This window comes from Polaribacter sp. IC066 (assembly GCF_007997085.1).
In the GTDB taxonomy this organism is placed as follows: Bacteria; Bacteroidota; Bacteroidia; order Flavobacteriales; family Flavobacteriaceae; genus Polaribacter.
The window spans coordinates 1-24,105 of the sequence record NZ_VORR01000031.1; the positions used below are offsets into that span (position 1 = coordinate 1).

The following is a 24,105-nucleotide window of genomic DNA, read 5'->3' on the forward strand; positions in this document are numbered from 1 at the left end:
TCTGCAATACGTTTTTTGTCGGAGTTCAATTTCTAATGGTTTGATACAAAGGAAACAAACACAATTTAAAAGCACTAAAAATCAAACATGTAATTGTTACCTAGTAACTAACAAATGTTAACAAGAAAGTTCTTTTTCCTAAAAGCAAAGATAGAATTGTTAATAACTAGCTCTTTTTTGAAATCTAGGCTGAATAGTTACAACTATTTTAAATATTCTTGAATGCTCATAAAAATAAAAAACCGAGAACATGTTCTCGGTTTTCTTCGCACTAATATACTACTTGTTAGTTTTATCGCAATCTATCGACAGATTTTACGAGATCTTCATCCTTTTTAATAGCTTTATTTGCCAAAACAATAAACAAAATCGCTAAAATTGGTAAGAACATCCCAATACCTTTCTCCGAAACCGAAGTTTCTCCAGATAATGTTAGTGATACATAAATCAATAATCCTAATAAAAAGAGATTGATCAAAATTATAATGCGTCCAAGTACAAATTGCAATTTTCTATTATTAAATAAAAAAATTGCCATTATTGATAAAACTGCGGACGCAATGAACATAAAAGGAATTACTTTTAATGTAAGTATTTCTCTAGAAAACAAATCTACAACAAAAATTTGCTGTTTAATTGTATTCCATAAATTAAATACAAAAATTAAGCCTCCAGACACTATAGAAGCTAAAATTAGATATATGGTTTGTATTCTTTGAATCATATTTACTTATTGTATGACAAAAATAGAATTTCTTTTTTAAAAAATAAGGCTAGGAAGTTAAAAAAAGTATATATTTGTAACATAAGAACCACACAAAACATATTGTATAGTACTATATACAATAGAAAAAAGCAAAGAATCAATTTTTAAATGTCTTAAAAATTTAAGATTTATCATAACTTAATAAATATATAAATGTTCGAAATTTCTGAACTAAAAGCAAAAACCCTTGCTGACTTGCAAGTTGTTGCAAAGTCCATAGGTCTTACCAAGACTAGTCAATTAAAAAAATTAGATTTAGTTTACCAAATATTAGATACTCAAGCCGATAACCCTTCTTCTGCGAAAGAAGTCGTTACCGAAGTTAAGCCTGAAGTAGCAAAACCCAAGAGAAAAAGGCTTGTAAAAAAGACCCAAAATGAGCCTACTAGAGAGAAAGAGGTTACAAAGCCATCTGATTCTGATCAAAATCCTCAAGAAAATATAGTTCAAGAAAAAAGACCTCCTATTAACAGAACTCCTGTAAAAAGAGTTGCTAAAAAAGAGGTAAAGGAAGAGGAAGAAAAAACTGAAATTATAGAAAAAACAGTTCCAGAGGATATTAAGAATAAAGCTACACCGGTTAAGAAAAGCAAGCCTAGCGAACTAAAATCCGAAGCAAAGGAAGCTAGAGAGCCGAAACCTGTTGCTAAAAACACGCCAAGAGCTAGTACTAGTCCTCAACAACGAAATCCAAATCAGCAGAAAACTAAAAATACCAATCAACCAAGTAAGACCAACAATAGTCGAAGTAACGGAAACAAGTCTACGAATAGATATAGAGACCCTGACTTTGAATTTGATGGAATTATTGAAAGTGAAGGTGTTTTAGAAATGATGCCAGATGGTTACGGCTTTTTGCGTTCATCTGATTATAACTACCTATCGTCACCAGATGATATTTATGTTTCTCAATCTCAAATTAAGTTATTTGGTTTAAAAACAGGAGATACAGTTAGAGGAAACGTAAGACCACCTAAAGAAGGTGAAAAGTATTTTCCGTTAATTAGAGTATCAAAAATAAACGGACTAAACCCTAATATTGTTAGAGATCGTGTTTCTTTTGAGCATTTAACACCGCTGTTTCCTGAAGAGAAATTCAATTTAGCTGAAAAAGGTAGTTCTTTATCAACAAGGATTATCGACTTATTCTCTCCTTTAGGAAAAGGACAGCGCGGTATGATTGTAGCCCAACCAAAAACGGGTAAAACAATGTTGCTTAAAGATATTGCAAAAGCTATTGCCACTAACCATCCAGAAGTATATCAAATTGTTTTATTAATTGATGAACGTCCGGAAGAAGTTACCGATATGCAGCGTAGCGTTCGTGGAGAGGTAGTTGCTTCTACTTTTGACGAACCTGCTGATAAACATGTACGTGTTGCAAATATTGTTTTAGAAAAGGCGAAAAGATTGGTAGAATGTGGTCATGATGTAGTAATACTTTTAGACTCAATTACTCGTTTAGCAAGAGCTTATAATACCGTTGCACCTGCATCAGGAAAAATACTTTCTGGTGGTATCGATGCCAACGCACTGCACAAACCAAAACGTTTCTTTGGAGCGGCAAGAAATATTGAAAACGGTGGTTCTTTAACCATTATAGCAACTGCCCTTACAGATACTGGTTCTAAAATGGATGAAGTGATCTTCGAAGAATTCAAAGGTACAGGAAACATGGAATTACAGTTAGACAGAAATATTTCTAACCGACGTATTTATCCTGCAATCGATTTAATAAAATCGTCTACAAGACGAGATGATTTATTATTAGATAGCAAAACTGTTCAAAGAATGTGGGTTTTACGTAAATATCTTGCAGACATGAACCCTATTGAAGCTATGGAATTTATTAATGACAGAATTAAATTCTCTAAAAATAACGAGGAATTTTTAATCTCTATGAAGGGATAAAAATAGCATCTTAACATTATTTTTTAAAACCTTTTTGAGAAATCAAAGAGGTTTTTTCTTGCCCGCTATTTTTCTATTGTTTGCTAAAAGTTAATTCTTGTATGTTGGTTAATTCATAAACTTTTCGATTTCAATATTTTTTTTGGAACAAGTACCCTAAAAATGTCAATTTAAACCTATCAACTATTTTTTGAATAGTATTCTAATATGCTTTAACAAGTTCAAAAAGTTACTTTGGGCTTATACTTTTTCAGAACTTGATCGCGTTATATTGGTATTATTCTATTGATAAAAATAGGGGATTTAAAAAGCTGCAGAATATTTTGACTACTCTTGCTTTTATTTAGGCATTAAAAAACAATGATTTTTAATATGGATATAAGCAACTAGATTAAAATATAGATTCTTATTTTAAAAAAATTGAATTCCTTCAGCTCTGCATACAAAAAATTATTTTCATCTTTTAAAATCATTCTTTTGCGATGATTGCTCTGCTTTTAGAGCTAACCTGCCTAACTACGTACCGGCAGGGAACCAAGACTTGATCTTAACTATTTGACAAACAAACATAACTTGAAATAAAATTGCCAACTTTATCTTCATGAAATTATGTTAACAAAGCAGGGTGTCATTTAAAAAATTCGTTGAATCCTTTATTATAGCGAGGTTTATGAAACTAAAGATATTTTTAATAAGCGCTAACCAAAATACGCCATTGCAATGAGCTTACTTTAATACAAAAAAAGCTTCGTAGCCTTAAAATACAGGTGATACATAAAAGAAATAAGCCGTATAAAAACCCTTAAGTTAATTGTACATCCGATACAAATCTGATATATAAACATAAAAAATCCATTCAAAATTTTGAATGGATTTTTTATGAATGTAGGAAAATAATATTAGTTACTATACATAACCGCTCTATTATCTTCTATATCTGCTGACTTTTTAATTGCTTCATACAGCTTAAAAGTCTGGCCTTTTCTTGCTTCTGAAATTCGTTTTCTGTTTGCATCGTAATTAGGTAATGCTGTTGGAAATTCTCTATTAGTAACCATAAATGCATACACACCTCTATCACCTTCCACAGAACTATATACCTTATTTAACGCTGCATTATACATAGCACCAACTACTTTAGGCTCTACGCCAACTCCAGAAAGCGTTGGGCTTTTCAAAGTAACATTATTAGATGTTCTTACGTTTGTATTATTAGATTTGGCAATCTCCTGCAAATCAGTACCCTTTAATTTCTCTGAAAGAATAGCTGCTTTCTTTTCATTCATAAGAATAGGTCTTACTGTACTTATTGCCTTTGCAACAGACATTAAACCTTTTTCTTCAGAGCCTGTAACAAAAGCCACCACATGACTACCTTCTAAATCAAAACGCTTAAAAGAATTTACGTCTGTATCTGTGTTAAAAGCCCAGCTAACAATTTGTCTTTGATTTCCTAAACCAGGAACATTTTCATCTAAAGACTTAAGACCAACAACAGGTCTTGGTTTGTAATTTTCATCTTTAGCTGCATCAAAAAATTTATTTTCTTTAGAAACTGCCAAAGCAAATTCTTCCGCTTGTCTAAAAACAGCATTTTCAGTATCTTCAGAAGCAACTATTTTTCTACCAAAAGTTGCTAATTTTAATACTTTTTGATTATTCTTTTGATCATCAATTTTAATAATATGAAAACCAAAAGGCGACTGTACAACTTCCATGTCTCCTTTTTTAGCAGTAAAAGCATAGTCTCTGAAAGCAGGAGTCATTCTTTGATAATTAAACCAATCTAAATCACCCTCTTTAGCACCTGAACCTTTGTCCGAAGAAAACTCTTTTGCTAAATCACCAAACTGACTTCCTCTTCTCTTTACTACTGCTAAAAGACTATCTGCTAAATTTTTTGCTTCTTCCTCTGTTCTTGTAACATCGGGTGTAACTCTTTGTGAACCCATAAAAGGAATTAAGATATGACTTGCTCTTACAGAATCTGGCATTTCTACTACATCAATAATTTTAGAGATTTTTAAAAACTCTTTATCCTTGTACACTCCAATTACATCTCCTTTATTTCCTTCAAAGATTTTGTCTGCAACCTCTTGATTTACAAAGTTTTTAAATTGATAGTTTTGGTTTAAGCTAGTATCAGAATCATTTTCTGCTAAAAACAATTCATCATTTGTTGTCGTTTTAAAATCTGCTATTAAACTTTCTACATCACTTTTCATAAGTTCTTCATCTGCTGCAGTAGCATTAATATCAAACTGAACATAAGAAATATCTCTAGAAGCCTCTACCCTAAAATCTTCTTTGTGACTATCTATATAAGACTGAACTTCAGACTTTTTAATTTTTACTAAACTGTCTGCGATTGAAGTATAAGGAACATAAACAAATTGTGCGTTTAACTTCGTATTATCAATCATATAAGCTGTTTCGCCTTCTTTTAAAGAAGCTCCTAAACCAGCACTTACTAAGCTATTATATGTAGAAGTTTCTGCATTGTCTCTAATTTGATTCATATAAGAAGACCATTGAGACCACAATTCTGTTTTATTCTCCTTTTCTGTGGCTAAAAATTGCTTGAGTTTTGACTCGTCAAATAAACCTGCTTCGTTTTGATATTGCGGATTACTTTGCACAAATGAAGCATTTACAACCTCGTTCCAAACATCTACTTCACCAATAGTAACACCAGCTTCTTCTAGTTGATTTTTGTATATTTTTTTTCTAACAATATTATCCCAAACTGTTTTTGCAGCTTGCATTTCAGAAACTCTACCGCTTGTTTGTTGTTTATAATTTTCTAATTCATTTGCGAATTCTTGTCTAGAAATCACTTCCCCGTCAATTTCACCAATTTCATTTACTTTGCTTGAATTAAAAAAATCACCAAGTGTAGATGGATCTAATACAAAAGCAAAAAGCGCTAATCCAATAATGATGATTAAGAACATTGATCGTTCTCTAATTTTTGATAAAACTGCCATGTTATATTAATTTGTTTTCAGTTCGCGAATATACGGTTTTTGGTTTTAATCTTGCAAACCATTTATTACTTATTAGTAGCATGTTACGTGCTAATTATGGTTGTTCAAGTAATCTTGAGCCTTTTAATCATCTTGATTAGAAATTTTAAAAGAAACTTCTACAATTTTTGCACCACTCATTTTTAGAATTTTGATTTCAAAATCTTGAATATCAATCAGTTCTTTTTCTTCTGGAATATTTTCTGTATGCTCTATAATGAAACCACCTAAAGTTTCGTAAGCTTCTGATTTTGGTATACTTAAATCATAAACTTCATTTAAATAATCAATTTCTAACCTTCCGGAAAAGTTAAATTTAGAATCGCTTATTTTTTCTTCTAAAAATTCTTGTGAATCATGCTCGTCCTCTATTTCTCCAAACAGTTCCTCTACAATATCTTCTACGGTAATCATTCCTGAAGTTCCACCATACTCATCAACCACAACCGCTACACTCTTGCGTTTTTTCATAAGTGTATTTAGTATATCATTAATCATCATAGATTCTGGCACAAGTTCTAAAGGTAGCAATATCGATTTAATAGTTTTAGGCTTTTTAAACAATTCGAACGCATTTACATACCCTACAACATCATCTAAAGAAGTCTTGTACACTAAAATTTTAGAAAGCCCGGTTTCTATAAATGTATTCTTTAAATTAGTAACCGTTTCATGCATCTCTACAGACACAATTTCTGTTCGAGGCACCATTACTTCTCTTGCTTTTACATTCTGAAACTCTAAAGCATTTTGAAATATCTGAATTTCAGAATCCATTTCATCATCATCATTGCCCGTTTCCATTTGTTCATTAATGTAGATGCCCAACTCTTCTTTACTAAATTCTGTTTGTTCCTCATCTGCATGTGTTTTAAAAAATACTCTTAGAAAAAAATCAGAAATAGCAGAAATAAATTCAGAAAAAAAATGAAATAAATAATAAAAAATATAAGCTGGTACTGCGAAAATCTTTAAAACTTCGTTTGCATAAACCCTAAAGATTGCTTTAGGTAAAAACTCTGCAGTAACCAAAATTATAATAGTAGAAATAATTGTTTGAATTAATAAGTTCGGAAACTTATTAAAATTGTTTAAATGAAGAACATCAACTAGAAGTTCTCCCATATAAATACTATACACCACCAAAGAAATGTTATTACCCACTAACATGGTGGTTATAAATTTTGATGATTTTTGAGTAATTATAGTAAGAATTTTAGGGATTAAACCTTCTCTTTTCTTTTCTAATTCGATGTGCATTTTGTTTGCGGAAACAAATGCAATCTCCATACCTGAAAAAAATGCAGATAGCAGGATTGATATACTTATAATGATGAGTTCAACCTCCATTATGATTTAAAGTTCTATTTATTTTGATTGTTTCTTTTTTCAACTTTTTTTCTAAAATGTCTTTTAAAGAAAAATACTGAAGTAATCAAAATAGCAAAAGCAAGAAAGAAATAAGATCTTTCTCTATCTGAATTCCAACGAACTATTCCTTCTATAACGCAAATAAAAGCGACCATTAAATACCCGTACTGAAAAAATTTCCAAAGTTTATTCATAGTTTAATTTTCTGAAGTTACTAATTTACCCGTAGTTTTTTTTGTAAGATGTTTTGACAAATCATCTTTAGACTCAAAACCAACACCAAAGATAGTGTCATTTTCTTTAGTAAGTTTAAATGCTTTCTCTGAAACAAAATATTTTGTTTTTTCATCCCAAAATAATTGTTCTGTTTCCAATCTAGCATGATCTGAATGATTGATAACAACCACGTTTCCTTTAATTTCTGATATGGATGTTTTTGCATAAGAAAGTGCAAAATCTCCTATAATAGTTACAGAGTCCGCGCCTTTATTTTCGAAATTGATAATTTTAATTCCGTCAGGAAACTCACTATAAGGATGTTCTGTTCTATTACTGAAATCTAACATTTTTGGCGTTATTAATTTCGATGTAATTCTACCAGAATCTTTATAGACGTGAAACGCATTTTTTGTTGTACCAACCGGCAAGTTTTTATCTGCCAAAAAATCTCTAGCTTTTTGTGTGTTATTATCACAAGAAAAAAGCATTGCAGTTCCTAGAAGAACGGCAATGCTTTTTATAATTATATGATTTGTTATGCTCATTATTTTCCGCTTGAAGCAACTTTTACAGTTTCTCCAATCCAGCATTTAATAGAATAAGTCTCTCCGATAGCCCTACCTTCTGTAAAAATTACTTTTTTACTTGGTAAGTTAGCTTCATAAGATGCTACATACTTTCTGGCTATTGAAGAAATACTTGGGTCTACATAGGCTGCTCTTTCTGCTTGTCTTAAAGCTGCTGCATAGACCATTCTTTTCTCAAATTCATTACCACCACAATCGTTTACACTAGATTGGTATAATCTACCAATTAGTAAATATGCTTTACCATAGTTTGGGTTGAATTTTAATGCTTCTCTAGCCAAACTTCTTGCTTTCGATAACTGCCCTCTATTCTTTGCAGCTTCTGCAAACTTTAATTTATACTTTGCCTTTTTTAATGGATCTGTTTCAATATCAAAAGATTTTTGTCTCATTGCGGCAGCACCACTAGAATCTCCGTTATCTTCTAAAACATTTGCAAGAAACGAATACGCCTCTGGCGATGGCGATGCTTCAGCATAGGCTTTAGCTAAAATTGCATATAAAGGATCTTCTTGGCAGTCTTTATAAAACATTCTAGAAACTGCTCTTTTTAACCAAACTTCATTATTCTTATTTTCTTCGAAATCTCTTTTATAAAGCGGCACTAAACGCTCACACGTTGCTAATACAGAAATTATATTATCTAAACCTCCTTCTACAGTTCCTAAAGCTTTAGAATTAGTAGTATACGTTTTCACTAAATATTCTCCTCTTTTGTCTAGAACTTTAGTAGAATCTGCTAATAAGTTTTTCAATTTAGCGGCATACCCTTCTAACTTTAAGTTTACATTTTCTACAACATCATCATAGGTATCAAAAACTTTTTGAGGATTTGAATCTTTAAACCTATCTGTTACTCCCTGAAAATAGATATACAAGTTTTTTATCCCCATTTTAGTTGGGTCTATGCTATATGCTTTTTCTAAAATTGTGAAAACATCATCATTAGAAACTAACTTATTTTCTAATAAGTATTCAGCATAATCACTATGCACTTTTGCAGGATTATCTTGTGGAAAATATTGTAATCTTTGCGTGTAAACTTTTTTAGCTAATGCTGGATCTTTTCTAACATCTTGCGCCAAAGTTCCACCGTACTTATAGATGTTTACGGATAAGTCTTGGCAATTATCCATCAAATAGATCCAGTTTGTGTAAGCGTCGTCATATTTCTTTGACTTAAAATCGCCTTTAAACAAGTTATACTTGATTAAACATTCTCTATTTGCGTCCTCCTGTGCATTTGTTTTTGCAGAAACAAAAAATAGAGCTGCTGCTAATAAAAACGTAATTTTCTTCATTTTGTTAGTTTTAATGTTGTTAATCAATTTTTCTCTTAATAAACCAGTTCGTATCTGTTAAAGACAAACTTAATCTAAAGTTAAAATAATTTTCTTCTATTAAGTTATTTTCTATGGTTCCTCGTTTACCAAACTCAAAACCCATATTTACTGTAGACAATCTCTTCAGTGGTAAACCTAAACCAAAAGATATGCCAAAGTCTTTAATTTCTGTAAAATTCGCACCATTTCCACCGCCATCCACAAGTAAACCAGTGTCTTGCATACGCACTCCAGCCCTATAAGTAACTCTTTGCCAATAACTTGAAATAGAATTTATTTTAGGTAAATAAAAACCACCTAAAGCTATTCTGTTTGATTTACCGTATCTGTAAGCCCCGTTTGTACTTGCTAACAACCCTGTTGTTGTGATAGCCTCCTGATTCTCATACTCTAAACCCGCATACCATTTATCAACCTTCCCTATACCTGCACCAAATGTTGATTTTAATGGCATATTAAATCTACCATCAATTTCGGAAGCAGAAATTGTGTCTCTAGGAAATTCAGTACCCACACCTGAAAAAGTTAGGGAATACAAATAATCATTGCCCGTAACGTCTAAATCATTACCAAGCTTTACAGTTGCTCCTGCATTTAGTACCAACTCATTTTTTAAATTTTTCTGATATTGCACACCCAACTTAACAGAGCCGCCTCTTACCTGTGTAATTTCTTCATATTTTGTTGCTAGGGCAACGGCTCCTCTCTGATTGATAATGCTATTTTCTATATTACCAAAACTAAAATCTGCTTCAATACCCAAAGAAATATTTTTTAAAACCCTGATCCCAAAGCTACCATAAAATCTATTGACCCCCCCACTACCTTCAAATAAAGAAATTTGAGAGGTACTTCCATCATCCTCTAAAAGAGCGTTAGATAAAGAATACCCAACGGTAGATATTGGTTGCATACCAAAAGAAAAACCAGCCTTATCACCAATAGGAAAAGCCAAAGCCACATAAGATAAACTTGTAGTTATGCTACTTTGTTCTGTATTGACGCTTTTTATCGTTAAATCGTTATTTAAAACTCCAAATGCGTACGTTGTGTATCTCAAGTCTGCGTAGGCTGCTGGATTTGTGAAATTTAAATACTTATAGTGACTAAATGCTACACCGATGCCCCCCATTGCACTTTGCTCTACTGTTGCAGAATTGAATTGATCTCCAATACCAAAATAAGAGTAAGGTGAAGAGCTTGTTCTTTGTGCTGTAAAAGTCACAGAAGTAAATAGTAAAATAATTACTACAATATTTCTAATCATTTGTTTTTGTTAAAAATCAATATTTCATTTAATCCTTCTAGGAGAAAATTTTGATTGGCAAATATGCTACTTTTTAATTGTTTTGACAAGAAATTTGTGTTACCTCCTGTTAAAACCACTGTTAAATCTAAATATTTCTTTTTGTATTGCATAATTACGCCCTCAATTTCTTGAATTACACCATTTACAACACCTGAATCGATACTCTCATTTGTGCTATTACCGATAAAATTATTCGGTTTATTTATAGCTAATAAAGGCAATTTAGAGGTAAATAAATGAAGCGATTTATATCTCATTTCTATACCTGGAGAAATTGCACCCCCTAAATATTCAGAATTTTTATTTAAAAAATCGAAAGTAATACAAGTTCCTGCATCAATAATTAAAACATTTTTTTTCGGAAATTTAATTACTGCGCCAAAAACTAAAGCAATTCTATCGACGCCTAAAGTATGGGGTGTTGCATATAAATTTTTAAAAGGCGTTTTAATTTTTGATGAAACCATTATAAAATCTGTTAACTTCTGAAGTTTCTCAACCTTTTTTAAGGGTATTAAGACAACACTTGACAAGATTACTTGGGTAACTTTATATTTTTTAATTATTTTTTTTACTTCAGATATAATTCTACTTTTCTCGAACACATAGACCTCTACAAGCATATCCATCTCAAAGACAGCGGCTTTAACTCTTGTATTACCAACATCGATACTTAAGTTCATTCTTCATTTTTATTCAAACTCAAAAATACAACAGATTTTTTTAAGATTTAGTTAGTAAATGTCAAAAAAGATACTATATTTGCATCCGCTAACGCGATGGTACCTTAGCTCAGTTGGTAGAGCAAAGGACTGAAAATCCTTGTGTCCCTGGTTCGATTCCTGGAGGTACCACTTAAAAACCCTTTAAACGTAATGTTTATAGGGTTTTTTGTTTTTAGGTTGCTAGATGGGGTGCTAATAAAAAAACCGCTTCTAAATTAATAGAAACGGTTTTTAACATGTATTTTCATTCCAAACATTGCCATAACATCTAAAATAAATATCCCTAAACATCCTTTTTTATTTTTTGAAAACAAAAAATTGCGCTTTCCACCCTAAAATATTCTTAAAGCGAATCCTCGACTTCTTTTAAAACTTAACAAGGCGTATCCTTTATTCTTTCCAACCCGCAACCTTTAACATTTTATGAAATATTTCAGTATTCTCATACACTCCCGAAAACTCCTCTGCGCCAGGACCATAAGCAAAAACCGGTATTAAAGTTGCAGAATGACCCCCTGTAGAGAATGTTGGGGTTATTTCGCTGTAATCGCTATATTCGGTGCCATCTTCCCGCGTTTTTTTGCTAGACGCTAGCGTAAAACCTCCTGTTTCATGATCGGCCGTAACAATTACTAACGTATTACCATCTCTCTCTGCAAAATCAAGTGCTTTACCAACAGCATCATCAAAATCAATCAATTCAGAAATAAGATAATCACTATCATTAGCATGTCCGCCCCAATCTACTTGAGAACCTTCCACCATTAAAAAGAAATTAGACTTGTCTTTGTTTAAAAACTGAATGCCTAATTCCGTAGCTTTAGAAAGATAATCCCCACGTCCTTTTGCAACGGGAAGCATTGCATCAGCCGCTAATAAATACCCTGCTTTCGAATAGTTTTTAATACTATTAAAATCTCCTAATGCAGTTGTATCAATAGTAAATTCTTTGGCTGTTAAGTTTTTAAATAAATCTTGACCATCTTTTCGTTTATTGAAGAACTTTATTCCTCCACCTGCAAAAAAATCAATATCAGAAACCACCAAATCTGCTGCAATATCTTCATAAAAACCTCTACTTAAGGCATGTGCATAGAAACTAGCCGGTGTTGCATGTACAATAGAGGATGTTGAAATAACACCACTTTTAATCTTCTTTGGTGCTATAAGTTCTACTATTGTTGCTACATCGGTTGAATCGTCAGCAACCCCAATAGCACCATTATACGTTTTTACGCCACTGGCAAAGGCAGTTGCACCCGCTGCAGAATCGGTAACATCCTGTCTTGATGAAGATGTTTTGATTAAACCAATATGTTTAAATCGTCCATAATTAGGAGCAGTTTCTTTATAATAAAAGGCAGATGATACTTGCGATAATCCGGTACCATCAGCAATTAAAAGGATTATATTTTTTGGTGTTTCGTTTTTTATTGCTGTTTGAGTTTCTTTTGTTTTACAAGAACATAAAACGATTAAAAAAGAAAACAAAAATAATTTAGTGAGTTTCATAAATAAATAGTGTTAGATAAATTTGAATTCATACATATTGTTAAGTCTCCAAAAATACAGCAATTTTTGAATTTCTATATCTTAATCTAAACAAGAATTAATATTCGTTACAACATTTAAACGCCCAACTATCTTATCTATTCTATAGCATCCGTATTATTTATCTAAAATTTCCTTTTGCAACCAATTTTCAGCTAAAGAAGGCCAAGTTTCTGCGGCAATATTCCCAGAACGAATACCATATCCATGTCCGCCTTTTGGCAATAGATGCAATTCAACGGGCACTTTGTGGTCTCTCAATGCAGTTGCCATCACTAGAGCACTATTGCCGTATTGATCATCAGCTGTTGCAAAAATAAACATTGGTGGTGTTTGACCATCTACCAATAATTCTGGAGCTAGCCTTCTATTTTCTCCTTGGTCTAAATAAGCAGGATAAATTAACAAAGCAAAATCAGGGCGACTTGAAATTGAATCAATAGCATCGGTTTCAGGATAAGTTTCCTCATCAAACCGAGTGCTTGCGCGTGCGCTTAAACTTCCGCCAGCCGAAAACCCTAGAACGCCTAATTTTGTTTCACTTAAACCAGCTTTTGAAGTTTTACTTCGGATAACTTTTATGGCTCTTTGAAGATCATATAAAGCTTCTTTTCGTTTATTTGGCACTCGGTATTGCAATACATACGCAGTAAAACCAAGTTCGTTTAACCATGCTGTTATTCCATAGCCTTCTAAATCAATGGCGAGAATCCCATATCCGCCGCCAGGACAAACAATAATATCAACACCGTTATTATTGGGGGCCTTTGGTTCAAAAACAATAATAGCAGGATTTGTAACTTCCGCTAATCGAAGAACGTTGCCACTTCTATTTAAACTTTGTGTAGCTTCTTTTTTTACTGCAATTTGACCAGGTACTTTATTCGGCCATAAATAGATAGTATCCCTTATTTGAGCATCATTTGTCATTATAAAAAAAAAGATTAAAATTAAGCTGAAAAATAATTTCATAGTTGGTTATTTATTTTTGGTCTTAAAATTTTCAACTAATATCTTTCTTTTACTGTTGATTTACAACCAATTTTTGTTTTTTACGTATTAATTAATCACAACTGCTACTTATTTAGACAACAATTAGCATAAAAAAATGCTTCACTTTTAAACATTGATGATTTCAGACCAAAATTAATAACTACTTTTTTAGAAACTTTAGAGACTGGGTAGTATTTATTTTTAGAATATAAATTCCTGCTTTCAAATTTGAAGCGTCCAAGGTTTGTGAAAATCCTTCTCCCTTTATCTTTTCGATAATCCCCCGATACTATCATACATACTAATTGACTCTAAAATACTCTTTGAACTACTGATTGTTGTATTATCTGCGCTTGGATTCAAAAAAACTTTAAAAAACTGATTCGTTGAATTTTTTCAAAATATTCTATACTTAATGTACTTTTATCCTTAAAAGCATCCATCGCAATAAACGAACTTCCATCGGCATCCCAAGCTCCTTGAGAATAGGAAGTAAAATTATCGTGCGCAATTGGTTCTCAGTAAAAACTCCTACTCCTACTGCTTGTTTGGTTTTTTCTATCATATAGGTTTCATATAAGTAAAAGGCTGATATGAGATACTAGCTTGATTATTACTAAAACCAATTTCTGCCATCATTACGTCTTTATTATAACGAGATTTTACATCTAACATGGTATTATAGGTATCATCAACCATGGTTTTCCAATTACCTGCATCAGGATATAAAGACATTCCTACAATATCTAGCTTTCTAGTATTTAAACCATTATTGATTAAGCCATCTATGTTCCATCGAAATAAAGCATTGTCATTACCAGACGTAATATGTAAAATTGCTTTAATACCTAAATCGTAATTTTTTACTGTGTTCATTCCCGCATTTATAAATTTAGCGTAATTAGAAAAACCTCCTGTAAACGCTTTTCTTGAGGACCATAGCATTCCGTCATTGGTTTCATTGCCAACTTGCACCCATTTTGGTGTAATTCCTTTTGCTTGTAAAGCTGATAAAATTGCCGTTGTATGATTCGCAACTGCAGTTTCTAATTGAGCAACGGAATATCCAGTCCAAGCAGCAGGTTTTGTTTGTTGCCCCGGGTCTGCCCACCAATCGCTATCGCTTTTTCTATAAAAGCCATGGAGTTTTCCTGAACAAATTGGTGATACGCTCTATGCGCACAAACTAATATTTCTATTTTTGTCCGTTCTTTTATCTTATCAATTATAAAATTGACTTCAGTTGGTTCTGAATTTGAACTATCTACTTTTTCATCACAGGAGATAAAAAACAAAAGCATACATGATAAAAAAAAATAAGGGCAAGACTGATAAATTATTTTTAAAATACGCCATATTTATTTTATTTTAAAGGTTGATTTTAATTTCAAATCAATCATTTTAGCAGAAATCTCGATTTCTTCTGTTTGTTTATTTATTTTTAGTAAAATCGTTGCAATTCCTGCTTCAATTTTAAAAGGATTTTCTCCGATCAATTCGCCTACGCCCAGTAAATCAGACTGAATTTTATCAGCAACGTCAGTAATTAATGTTCCGTTTTTATCTAGAATACTTGCATATACAAAAACAAGATCGTTATGTATCGTATCTAATTTTTTTCTACTAAAATCTATTTCAATTTTTACTTTTGATGGTTTTTTTGGACTGCAGAATATATGATTTGCAACGGTTTAAGTATTGATAAATGCTTTTGCCTCCAATTTCCCAGAAACATATTTCGGAATTGTAAAAGTAAAAGGAGGATTTTTTAAATTGTTAGACATTGCATCTTGATTTGGTTTTGTCGACCTAAACTTTTACCGTTTAAAAATAATTCGACTTCATCACAATTACTAAAAACTCGAACGGCTAAAGGACTGTCTTTTTTCCATTGATTTGCAATATAAACCATTGGTTTTTCTTTCGGATGATTAGCATCTCTTTGACTTTGATAACAATAATAAGAAGGTTTAGTAATTCTAAAAAGATTCATAATTCCGGATGCTTCTAAATCATCTGCATAACCTCTATTATAATCAAACATTACCCAATCTATCTGCAAAAGCAGGCGTACCTAAATTATCGTTATGTGCTTCTTGAATATCGGTAGCTTGCTGTAACAACGCTTTTTTACCAGCATTTCTTATCTACCGACGAGAGCGTTCAGTTTGAAATAAATTACCCAACTATCTTGCTATAAACCGGCATTCATCGCATAATATTCCCAATCTCCATGTTCAGAAACATTATAAGGTTTTTTAGTTTTTCATCATAATGTTGCAATCTATGCTGGCGCGCTTGTAAATAAAGTTCATAGCCATAAGATTGCCAACCTGCTGTAAAACCTTGGTTTCCTAAATATTATTTTCTGACGATTGTAGTCAAAAAATCTATAAAGGATTCCGGCATCCAAGATTCGTTTAAAAAAACTTCCCAAGCAATTACAGAGGCATAATTTCTAATTTTTTTAATTAAATCTGTAGCGGTTTGAAAAACGTGTTTTTGAAACTTTTTGTCTTCACTAAAATATTGCCATCCTAAAATTGCATCAATTGTAATTAAACCCAATTCATCACAGGCTTCCGTAAAAATCGGACTTTGCGGATAATGTGATAAACGCACATAATCAAAACCTGCTTCTTTTATTTTTATTTGCATCTCTATAATTTACGTTATCTGAAAGTCCATAAACAACAAAAAGGATATTCTTGATGTCGATTTAAACCGCATAAAAACGTTTTTTTATCATTCAAATAAAAATATTGATCCATAAATTAGATGGTTTTAGTTCCGATTCGTGTAATTTCTTTGTCTTTAATTTTTCCGTTATAGAGAATTTCTGTTTTTAAATGATATAAATTAGGCGACTCTGGCGACCATAAATCTGGGTTTTTAAGAAGTAAATTTGAAGTGAATTGTTTGTCTTCATTTTTATCAAGTTGATACATTTCACTTGCGATAAAAATGATTTTATTCTCGTTTTTTAACAAGGTGTTTTTTTTATCAAAAAAGATTCTTTAGCATCGTTTTCATTTTTAAGATGCGTTTGAATTTTTATCGTTACTTCCTCTTTCAAAACTTTGGGGTAGACCACAAAAACACCTCCACTTGCTACTTTATTAGTAAAAAAAGGATCTGTAATATGCAATGGGTTTTTAGCAACCAACCAAACATTTCTATAAATTCTGCCATAAGTATTAAAATCTAAATTTTTAAGTGGTTTTGGCCTAGTAAAAGGATTGTCTTTATTGTTCGGTTTTACATGCATGGTATTTTCGCCACTAAACAATGCGATTTCTATAAAATCAATCACAATAGGTAAATAACCACCTTGATATTTAATGCGTTTTTTATGATTAATCCAAACCTCTGCAATATTCATAGCAGCTTAAATTCTAGAAACAACTTTTTATCTTACATTTCTTCGGAAAGCGTAAATTTTTTTAGAATACCAAGATATACCTTGCCATTGTTTGCAAACAGTTTTAGACTCTATTTTTGGTGTACGGGGCAAGATTACCAAATCCAAATTCCTAAAATCGACAGTTTGTAAATAGTTTTTATCAGCTAATTCAACAGCTTTAGGAATTGTAAAAAACCAATGTTCATTAAAATTTATCTTATTTAAAACTTGAATCTCTTTTTAATGACAACTGCTTGTCAGCATAAAAGTTAGGAGCAGAAGTTTGTATTTTAAAACTTGCATTTATTATAATTGTATTCTATCGATGAGTGCTACTTGTGGATTATTGAAATCTTCTTTTTTAATATCTGATCCTATAGAAATTTAAACGGCTTTAATTTCTGAAGCATCAAATTTCTCTTTACTTTTCGATTGAAAAAAATAGGGTTGGAAACGAGGATATGGTCTTGTTAATAAACTAACGGCACCTCTACAATATGGTTTCAGAAAAGGTTGTTATTCCGTTTTTACGAGAATTACCATTTAGAAACTTTAAAATTCTATTGCGAAGACAATTTAAGATTTTTTGAGGGAGAAATTCTGACTTATGCTTGATAACCCTTCTTTATGAAAGCGTGTATTCTAATTTTTAAAAAAAACATCACTATTTAGCCCATAAAAAAATCCAGCTAAAAGGCTGGATTTGTAATTTATTTCATCATCTGAAGATTAGTAACTTCTAAATTTGTTAACTCTCTCCATCTTCCTCTTGGTAGATTTTTCTTGGTTAACTCGGCAAAAATCACCCGATCTAATTTGTTTACTTTGTACCCTAAATGTTCAAATATTTTACGAACAATTCTATTTCTTCCTGAGTGAATCTCAATTCCAATTTCAGATTTAGGCTCCCCGTCTACATAAGAAACTGCGTCAATAAAAACTTTTCTACCTTCAATAACAACGTCTCCTCGCAATTTTTCTAAATCTTTTAAATCTAGTTTTCTATCTAAAGAAGCATGATAAAGTTTACGCACATTATGTTTAGGATGTGTAAGTTTCTTGGCCAAATCACCATCATTTGTAAACAATAACAACCCAGTCGTATTTCTATCTAACCTACCAACAGGGTAAATTCTTTCTTTTGTTGCGTTTGAAATCAACTCCATCACTGTTTTTCTACCACGATCATCATCCATGGTTGTAATATAATTCTTTGGCTTATTTAAAAGAACATATTTCTTTTGTTCAGGAGAAATGGAAGTTCCGTCAAAACGAACAACATCATCAGCCTGTACTTTATAGCCCATTTCTGTGACCAATTTTCCGTTTACCTCAACACTACCATGTTCTATATACGTATCTGCTTCTCTTCTTGAGCAAATTCCTGAATTGGCAATATATTTGTTTAAACGGATTCCCGTTGTAATATCAGAGGGTTTTGTGGGTGTAATCTTTTTAAATTCCTTTTTTACAGATTTTTTGTTTTTGTTTGCTGGCTTTTTACTTGCTGGCTTTCTGCTTAGAGGTGTACTTTTTTTACCTTCTTGTCGTCTTCGCGACGAGTTATCTTTTGAATTCATTATAAAAATTTTTGCAAAGATACTTAAATTGAAAATTAATTCAATCGATCAATTACTTTTTCTAATATTAAAGAAGTATCTATAAAAACCAAACTAAGAACACCTATTAAAAGGAGTAATTTTAAAACGTTGTGCAATAGACGATATTGGTTTCTTTCTGTTGATTTCCAGAGATAAAAAGCAACTACTAAAAGTGTTATAAAAGCTAAATAAAAGTAATATTTCATGTAACTTAATTCAGGATAACTGAATAAATAAAAAGAAGGAACTATTGTTAAAATTAGTAATAGAATACACAATTTTTTAGTTTTTATTTCTCCATAAACAACCGGAAAAGTATCATAATTATTCGCAATTGCTCCTTTCATATTCTGTAAATCTTTAATTAATTCCCTAGCCATAATCACAAAAAACAAAAAAATTGCATGAATAAAAATTATTTCCGAGAAGTTTTTATAATAAATAAAAATAGCAAAAAAAGGCATTACAGTTAACGCTGTTGCAGAAAACAGGCCCGTAAAAGGATATTTTTTTAATTTATGAGAGTAAAACCAAATAGCAAATATATAGACTGCAAAAAAGAGTGCTGCTTTCCAAGAAACAAAAAAGCCGAAAATAAACCCTAAAAAGTTAAGAAAAAAATAAAGTCTTAATTTTGTTTCTTGTTTTACAAAATTTTCTAAACCTGTTTTTAAAGGTCTATTAATTTTATCTACTTTATCGTCGTAAAAATTATTAATAATATACCCCGAAGCTACAACACAAACAGAGGCCAAAACGATGTATAGAAAATGAACATCAAAAACAACGTTTCTGATAGATTTTTCAGGAGAAAAAATAAAAATAGAAGTAAGATATTGGGCAAGTATTAATACCAAAATGTTATACCCTCTTACAACAGATAACAAGCTAAATATCTTATAAAAAAAAGTCTTCGCTTTTGAGGGATTCATTCAAAGATATTTTTTAGAACCTATAAACTAGCTCTAATTTATAATCTTTTAAACTTATTTGCGCTTTTTCATAGTCTTCTGTAAAACCCAAAAAATAACCTCCACCACCAGAACCACAAAGCTTTAAATAATAATCGTTAGTTTGTAAACCTTTTTCCCAAACCTTATGAAAAGCTACCGGTATCATTGGCTTAAAGTTTTTTAAGACAACTTTTGATAAATTTTTCACATTTCCAAAAAGAGATTTTACATCACCTGACAAAAAATCTTCGATACAAGCATCTGTATGTTTAGAAAACTCACCACTTAACATATTTCTGAATCCTTCATTCTTCATTTTATTCATGAAAATGTTAACCATCGGTTCCGTTTCACCAATTTGCTCTGAATCTAATAGAAACACAGCACCTTTGCCTTGCTTTTGAGACGGAATACCGGCTGGCTCTATATTTTCTCTAGAATTTATTAAAATTGGTAAACTTAAATAACTGTTTAAAGGATCTAAACCTGAACTTTTTCCGTGGAAAAAAGACTCCATCAATGAAAAAATCTCTTTCAACTTCAACAATTTATCTCTTGTTAAATTCTCTAAAATTGTAATTTTATCTTCTGCATAATGGTCATAAATAGACGCTACCAAAGCACCAGAACTTCCTACACCATACCCTTGTGGTATAGAAGAATCAAAATACATTCCTTTTTCTAAATCGGCTTTAAAACTAACCAAGTCAAAAGAGATTAAATCTGAATTTAATCCTGAAATATACTTGTAAAATTTTTGTAAATTTTCGTTAGATTTTAACGCTATACCTTCTAAATTTTCAGAAGTTTTTAAAGCCCCTCGATATGCGTTAAACGGAATTGCTAATCCTTTTGAATCTTTAATAATTCCGTATTCTCCGAAAAGCAAAATTTTAGCGTAAAAAAGTGGTCCTTTCATATTGTTCACAATTGTAGTACAAAAATACGAATAATAAATTAATCAGTATTCGTTAATTGTTTTTATAAAAAGTTTTCCAAACACCTACTTTTTCGCCTTTGGTATACTTCCCTTTTTGTTTAATCTTGCCGTTTTTATCGTATATTTTCCAGTTACCTTCTTGCAAACCGTTCTCATATCTACCAGCTACTTTTAGCTCACCAGATGCATAATATTCATAAAACTTACCATCCTCTTTTTTATTGGCATAAAAGACTTTCCGATAAACGGCTTTACTTTTGTAATAATACGTGACTTCGCCTTCTAAATTAAAACCAACTTTATAATAAATTGCTTCTGATTGACTAGTTTTCTCTAAGTCTTTATCTAACCAAATAATATCTTGTACGGTTGATGCCATGGTTAAAAACCAAACCGCAATCACAGATAAAAAAACTGACTTTTTCATAAGTTCTTTTGATTGATTTAATTGGTTACTTTAAAATCCTTTTCGCTCCGAAACCAACCGAATCGTAAATATACTGATTATTATCACAATACCCCGATAACTCTTTCTTTATGAATTTATTAACTTTTTTCTTTTCACGCTCTGGAAACAACACATGCACATTTGCACCTGCATCCAAGGTAAAACAAATAGCACTATTTTCTGCAGCTCTATATTCCCAAATTTTGTTGATAATTTCGAGTGTATTAGGTTTCATCAAAATAAAATAAGGGTTGCTTGTCATCATCATTGCGTGCAATGTTAATGCTTCACTTTCTACTAAATTGATAAAATCTTTTGTATTGCCTTCTTGCAAAATTTTTGACATTTTTCCCAAATTTTCATTTGCCTGTTTAAAACGATTTTCTGCATACGGATGCTCATGCATTAATTTGTGACCAACAGTACTCGAAACCTGTTTTTCGCCTTTATCAACCAATAAAATTACATCTTGGTAGTTCTCAAAGACTGCATGCACTTTGTGTGGAAATTGCACACCAAACAAATCTGAACTTCCTTCTATTTCAGGATGCTTTCCCCAAACAACCAAAGGTCCTTCGATACTTCTACTGGCGCTTCCCGACCCTAATCTTGCCAAAAAAGAGGCTTTTTTATGGATAAATTCTGTCGATAATTCCGCGGATAGTTCTTTTTCTAAACTCATTAAACACATCGCAATAGCACTTAAACCACTTGCAGAAGATGCAATACCGCTTGAATGCGGAAAAGAATTTTCTGAATTAATCGTCATCTCATACTCAATTATATAAGGACAATACGCTTGTATTCGATCAAAAAAATCTGCTATTTTAGGTTTGAATTCATCTTTTTGTTTGCCTTCAAAAAACAAATTAAAAGCAACTACCTTTTGAGATTCTGAATCTAGTTTAGAATGCTGCTTACGCACAAAATCTACCGTAGTGATCGTATGACAATTGTTTAGAGTAAAGCTAATAGAAGCGTTTTTAGGAATTTGAGGATTGCTCTTTCCCCAATATTTTACAAGCGCAATATTACTTGGCGTTTGCCATGTAAAACTAGCTGTATCAACCTTTTTTAATTGTGATTTCACTAAAAACTGTTCTGTATTCAAAGTCTAAAAATTTTAGACCAAAGATAAAGTTTACCCTACACTTTTGCTAATTTTTGTAAAACGGATTCTTTATAGCTTCTGCTTATTGGCAAGGCTTTTTGATTAATTTCTATAAATTCATTGGTGTAAGAACTAATATTTTTAAGCGAAACGATAAAAGATCTATGAATTCTGATAAAATTTTTAGGAGGCAATTTTTCTTCTAAACTACTAATGGTTTCTCGAATTACAATGGTCTTTTCTGCTGTAAAAATCTTTAGATAATCGCTTAAACTTTCTAGGTATAAAATGGAGTTAAAATCAATCTTTACCATTTTTCTGTCTGATCTAACAAACATAAAATCGTTCTTGTTTTCTGAAATTTCTGAAACAACAACTTTTTGAACAGCTTGTAAAAAACGATCAAAAGCAATGGGTTTTAGCAAATAGTCGACCACATTTAAATTAAAACCATCAATTGCATAGGCTCTATAAGCGGTTGTAAAAATTATTTGTGATTTTTTATGGATGATTTTCGCCAAGCTTAAACCTGAAATTTCGGGCATATGAATATCGAGAAAAAATAAATCTACTTCGTTTTCTTGCGCTAACAGAATAGCTTCCCCCGCATTTTTACAGCTCGCTATCAATTCTAAATTGGGCGTTTTAGCAATATACGTTTCGATGATTTCTCTTGCCATTGGTTCATCATCAACAACAACACATTTTAGTTTATTCCTCATTTTTTTATGGGGATTTTTAAATTGACTCTAAACAACGCTTCTTCCTGTAAAATTTCTAAAAGATATTTTTTTTGGTACAACATTTCCAATCTTTTTTTAATAGTAGCTAACCCAATTCCTTTTTTAGAAGTCTCTTTATTTTTTGAGAAATTTTCAATCGTAAAATTCAGTTCTTTTTCATCCACTTTTAAATTGATGTTTACATTTATAACTCCATCAATCTGTGTTCCGTGTTTAAAAGCATTTTCTACGAAAGGCAATAATAGCATCGGCGGAACTTCAAACTTTTCGTCCATTAAATATGTATGAAAAGTTACTTGTAAACCTTCTTGAAACCTAAATTTCTCTAGAGAAACATAATCTTCAATATGATTAATTTCGTCTTGTAAAAGAACGAATGGTTTATCTACTTGATATAAAATATAATCTAACAAGCTAGATAATTTTAAAATCATTTCTGGCGCTTTTTCAGATTTTTTTAAAGTAAATCCGTACAAAGTATTCAGTGTATTAAACAAAAAATGAGGATGAATTTGCATCTTCAAAAACTTTAATTCTTGCTCCTTTAATTGCAATTGTGTCTGTAGAAATTTGTTCTCTAATGTTTTCTTTTCATCCAAAGACTTGTAATTGTCTTTTAAAATTTTGAATGCACTTGTAAGTGCAATAATCAACAAAACACACACCAAAATAACACCCGAGTTTTTGGTTAAAGCCGGCATTTGTTGAAACTCTAAATTATAGAAAAATACAAACCCAAAAACAACAGTCATTAAAACCGCACAAACTATAAATACACTTGCATAAAAAGTATAAAGCACAAACTGTTTATGTTTTTTCGCGATTAAAAAATTAGGAATTAAATAATAGGCAAAAACATAAGAAGCAGCAATTGCGATGACACTTAAAATAGTAGAAAACCAAAATATAAAGTTTTCATTATTAGAACCCACGCTAAAAAAACTAGAAAAGAAAAACCAAACTATTCCCCAAAAAACAAGGTGCAAAGGAAGTTTCTTTAAAGTTTTTAATACCGCTTTGTTCATCTTACAAATAAACTGTTTTTTTAATTTGTTTGCCATAAAAATAGACGGAATGCAAAATTAACAAGTGTTTTAACCATTTT

At 31.4% G+C, this 24,105-nt stretch carries 26 protein-coding genes and 1 tRNA gene; 2 read left to right on the top strand and 25 right to left on the bottom strand.

Translation table 11 applies throughout. The features are described 5' to 3' along the window. Positions 1-292: 292 nt before the first annotated feature. Positions 293-724, bottom strand: coding sequence for a DUF4293 domain-containing protein (locus ES044_RS11295; protein WP_147119417.1), 432 nt, complete (start codon positions 722-724; stop codon positions 293-295). Between the two features lie 195 nt (positions 725-919). On the opposite strand from ES044_RS11295, the gene rho reads away from it, so the two are divergent. Beyond that, positions 920-2,677 (top strand): transcription termination factor Rho, encoded by a 1,758-nt coding sequence (rho, locus tag ES044_RS11300; protein WP_147119418.1) that lies wholly within the window; start codon positions 920-922, stop codon positions 2,675-2,677. An 899-nt stretch (positions 2,678-3,576) separates the two neighbouring features. On the opposite strand, the gene ES044_RS11305 is transcribed toward rho, so the two are convergent. From ES044_RS11305 to ES044_RS11335, 7 genes are all read right to left on the bottom strand, one after another. Beyond that, entirely contained in the window at positions 3,577-5,664 is a 2,088-nt protein-coding gene (locus ES044_RS11305; RefSeq protein WP_147119419.1) for a peptidylprolyl isomerase, read from the bottom strand. 123 nt (positions 5,665-5,787) lie between these two features. Then, positions 5,788-7,053 carry a hemolysin family protein gene (locus ES044_RS11310; protein ID WP_147119420.1) on the bottom strand — a complete coding sequence of 422 codons (1,266 nt, stop codon included), beginning with the start codon at positions 7,051-7,053 and terminating at the stop codon, positions 5,788-5,790. Positions 7,054-7,067: 14 nt separating this feature from the next. Then, positions 7,068-7,268, bottom strand: coding sequence for a hypothetical protein (locus ES044_RS18920; protein ID WP_147119421.1), 201 nt, complete (start codon positions 7,266-7,268; stop codon positions 7,068-7,070). Between the two features lie 3 nt (positions 7,269-7,271). Continuing rightward, complete coding sequence (lptC, locus tag ES044_RS11320) at positions 7,272-7,838, bottom strand: LPS export ABC transporter periplasmic protein LptC (protein WP_147119422.1); 567 nt, start codon at positions 7,836-7,838, stop codon at positions 7,272-7,274. Beyond that, on the bottom strand, positions 7,838-9,181 hold the full coding sequence (locus ES044_RS11325; RefSeq protein WP_147119423.1) for a tetratricopeptide repeat protein: 1,344 nt from the start codon (positions 9,179-9,181) through the stop codon (positions 7,838-7,840). The genes lptC and ES044_RS11325 overlap by 1 nt, the downstream gene beginning before the upstream one ends. A gap of 19 nt (positions 9,182-9,200) precedes the next feature. After that, on the bottom strand, positions 9,201-10,490 hold the full coding sequence (locus ES044_RS11330) for a hypothetical protein (protein ID WP_147187169.1): 1,290 nt from the start codon (positions 10,488-10,490) through the stop codon (positions 9,201-9,203). Continuing rightward, on the bottom strand, positions 10,487-11,215 hold the full coding sequence (locus ES044_RS11335; RefSeq protein ID WP_147119425.1) for a type III pantothenate kinase: 729 nt from the start codon (positions 11,213-11,215) through the stop codon (positions 10,487-10,489). The genes ES044_RS11330 and ES044_RS11335 overlap by 4 nt, the downstream gene beginning before the upstream one ends. A gap of 98 nt (positions 11,216-11,313) precedes the next feature. On the opposite strand from ES044_RS11335, the gene ES044_RS11340 reads away from it, so the two are divergent. Further along, positions 11,314-11,386: transfer RNA gene (locus ES044_RS11340), tRNA-Phe, on the top strand. Between the two features lie 261 nt (positions 11,387-11,647). Here the strand turns inward: ES044_RS11340 and ES044_RS11345 are convergent. From ES044_RS11345 to ES044_RS11415, 17 genes are all read right to left on the bottom strand, one after another. Then, a complete protein-coding gene (locus tag ES044_RS11345) occupies positions 11,648-12,769 on the bottom strand; it encodes an alkaline phosphatase (protein ID WP_147119426.1) in 1,122 nt (373 codons plus the stop codon). A 156-nt stretch (positions 12,770-12,925) separates the two neighbouring features. Then, a complete protein-coding gene (locus ES044_RS11350; protein WP_223269189.1) occupies positions 12,926-13,780 on the bottom strand; it encodes an alpha/beta hydrolase in 855 nt (284 codons plus the stop codon). A 181-nt stretch (positions 13,781-13,961) separates the two neighbouring features. Then, the gene (locus ES044_RS19510) at positions 13,962-14,042 is read right to left on the bottom strand and encodes a hypothetical protein (protein WP_410524687.1); all 81 of its coding nucleotides are present in this window, start codon (positions 14,040-14,042) and stop codon (positions 13,962-13,964) included. Between the two features lie 320 nt (positions 14,043-14,362). After that, positions 14,363-14,962 (bottom strand): glycosyl hydrolase 53 family protein, encoded by a 600-nt coding sequence (locus ES044_RS11355; RefSeq protein WP_147119427.1) that lies wholly within the window; start codon positions 14,960-14,962, stop codon positions 14,363-14,365. Continuing rightward, entirely contained in the window at positions 14,848-15,102 is a 255-nt protein-coding gene (locus ES044_RS11360; protein WP_147119428.1) for a hypothetical protein, read from the bottom strand. The genes ES044_RS11355 and ES044_RS11360 overlap by 115 nt, the downstream gene beginning before the upstream one ends. Before the next feature lie 57 nt (positions 15,103-15,159). Beyond that, on the bottom strand, positions 15,160-15,477 hold the full coding sequence (locus tag ES044_RS18565; protein WP_189663275.1) for a hypothetical protein: 318 nt from the start codon (positions 15,475-15,477) through the stop codon (positions 15,160-15,162). A 92-nt stretch (positions 15,478-15,569) separates the two neighbouring features. Next, positions 15,570-15,845, bottom strand: coding sequence for a DUF4982 domain-containing protein (locus ES044_RS11365; protein WP_147119429.1), 276 nt, complete (start codon positions 15,843-15,845; stop codon positions 15,570-15,572). Positions 15,846-16,162: 317 nt separating this feature from the next. Beyond that, positions 16,163-16,459 carry a glycoside hydrolase family 2 TIM barrel-domain containing protein gene (locus ES044_RS11370; protein WP_147119430.1) on the bottom strand — a complete coding sequence of 99 codons (297 nt, stop codon included), beginning with the start codon at positions 16,457-16,459 and terminating at the stop codon, positions 16,163-16,165. Between the two features lie 116 nt (positions 16,460-16,575). Beyond that, positions 16,576-16,791, bottom strand: coding sequence for a hypothetical protein (locus ES044_RS11375; protein WP_147119431.1), 216 nt, complete (start codon positions 16,789-16,791; stop codon positions 16,576-16,578). Next, entirely contained in the window at positions 16,785-17,183 is a 399-nt protein-coding gene (locus ES044_RS11380) for a hypothetical protein (RefSeq protein ID WP_147119432.1), read from the bottom strand. The genes ES044_RS11375 and ES044_RS11380 overlap by 7 nt, the downstream gene beginning before the upstream one ends. A 731-nt stretch (positions 17,184-17,914) precedes the next feature. Then, complete coding sequence (locus ES044_RS11385) at positions 17,915-18,784, bottom strand: pseudouridine synthase (protein ID WP_147119433.1); 870 nt, start codon at positions 18,782-18,784, stop codon at positions 17,915-17,917. 35 nt (positions 18,785-18,819) lie between these two features. Then, a complete protein-coding gene (locus tag ES044_RS11390; RefSeq protein WP_147119434.1) occupies positions 18,820-19,737 on the bottom strand; it encodes a geranylgeranylglycerol-phosphate geranylgeranyltransferase in 918 nt (305 codons plus the stop codon). A gap of 13 nt (positions 19,738-19,750) precedes the next feature. After that, positions 19,751-20,677: a mevalonate kinase gene (locus ES044_RS11395; protein ID WP_147119435.1), complete on the bottom strand. Its 927-nt coding sequence runs from the start codon at positions 20,675-20,677 to the stop codon at positions 19,751-19,753. A gap of 52 nt (positions 20,678-20,729) precedes the next feature. Further along, positions 20,730-21,125, bottom strand: a complete 396-nt coding sequence (locus ES044_RS11400) for a toxin-antitoxin system YwqK family antitoxin (protein ID WP_147119436.1) — start codon at positions 21,123-21,125, stop codon at positions 20,730-20,732. A gap of 25 nt (positions 21,126-21,150) precedes the next feature. Beyond that, positions 21,151-22,257, bottom strand: coding sequence for a diphosphomevalonate/mevalonate 3,5-bisphosphate decarboxylase family protein (locus ES044_RS11405; protein ID WP_147119437.1), 1,107 nt, complete (start codon positions 22,255-22,257; stop codon positions 21,151-21,153). Between the two features lie 35 nt (positions 22,258-22,292). Next, the gene (locus tag ES044_RS11410) at positions 22,293-22,979 is read right to left on the bottom strand and encodes a LytR/AlgR family response regulator transcription factor (protein WP_147119438.1); all 687 of its coding nucleotides are present in this window, start codon (positions 22,977-22,979) and stop codon (positions 22,293-22,295) included. Next, on the bottom strand, positions 22,976-24,061 hold the full coding sequence (locus ES044_RS11415) for a sensor histidine kinase (protein WP_147119439.1): 1,086 nt from the start codon (positions 24,059-24,061) through the stop codon (positions 22,976-22,978). Before ES044_RS11415 ends, ES044_RS11410 begins: the two co-directional genes overlap by 4 nt. Positions 24,062-24,105 lie beyond the last annotated feature (44 nt).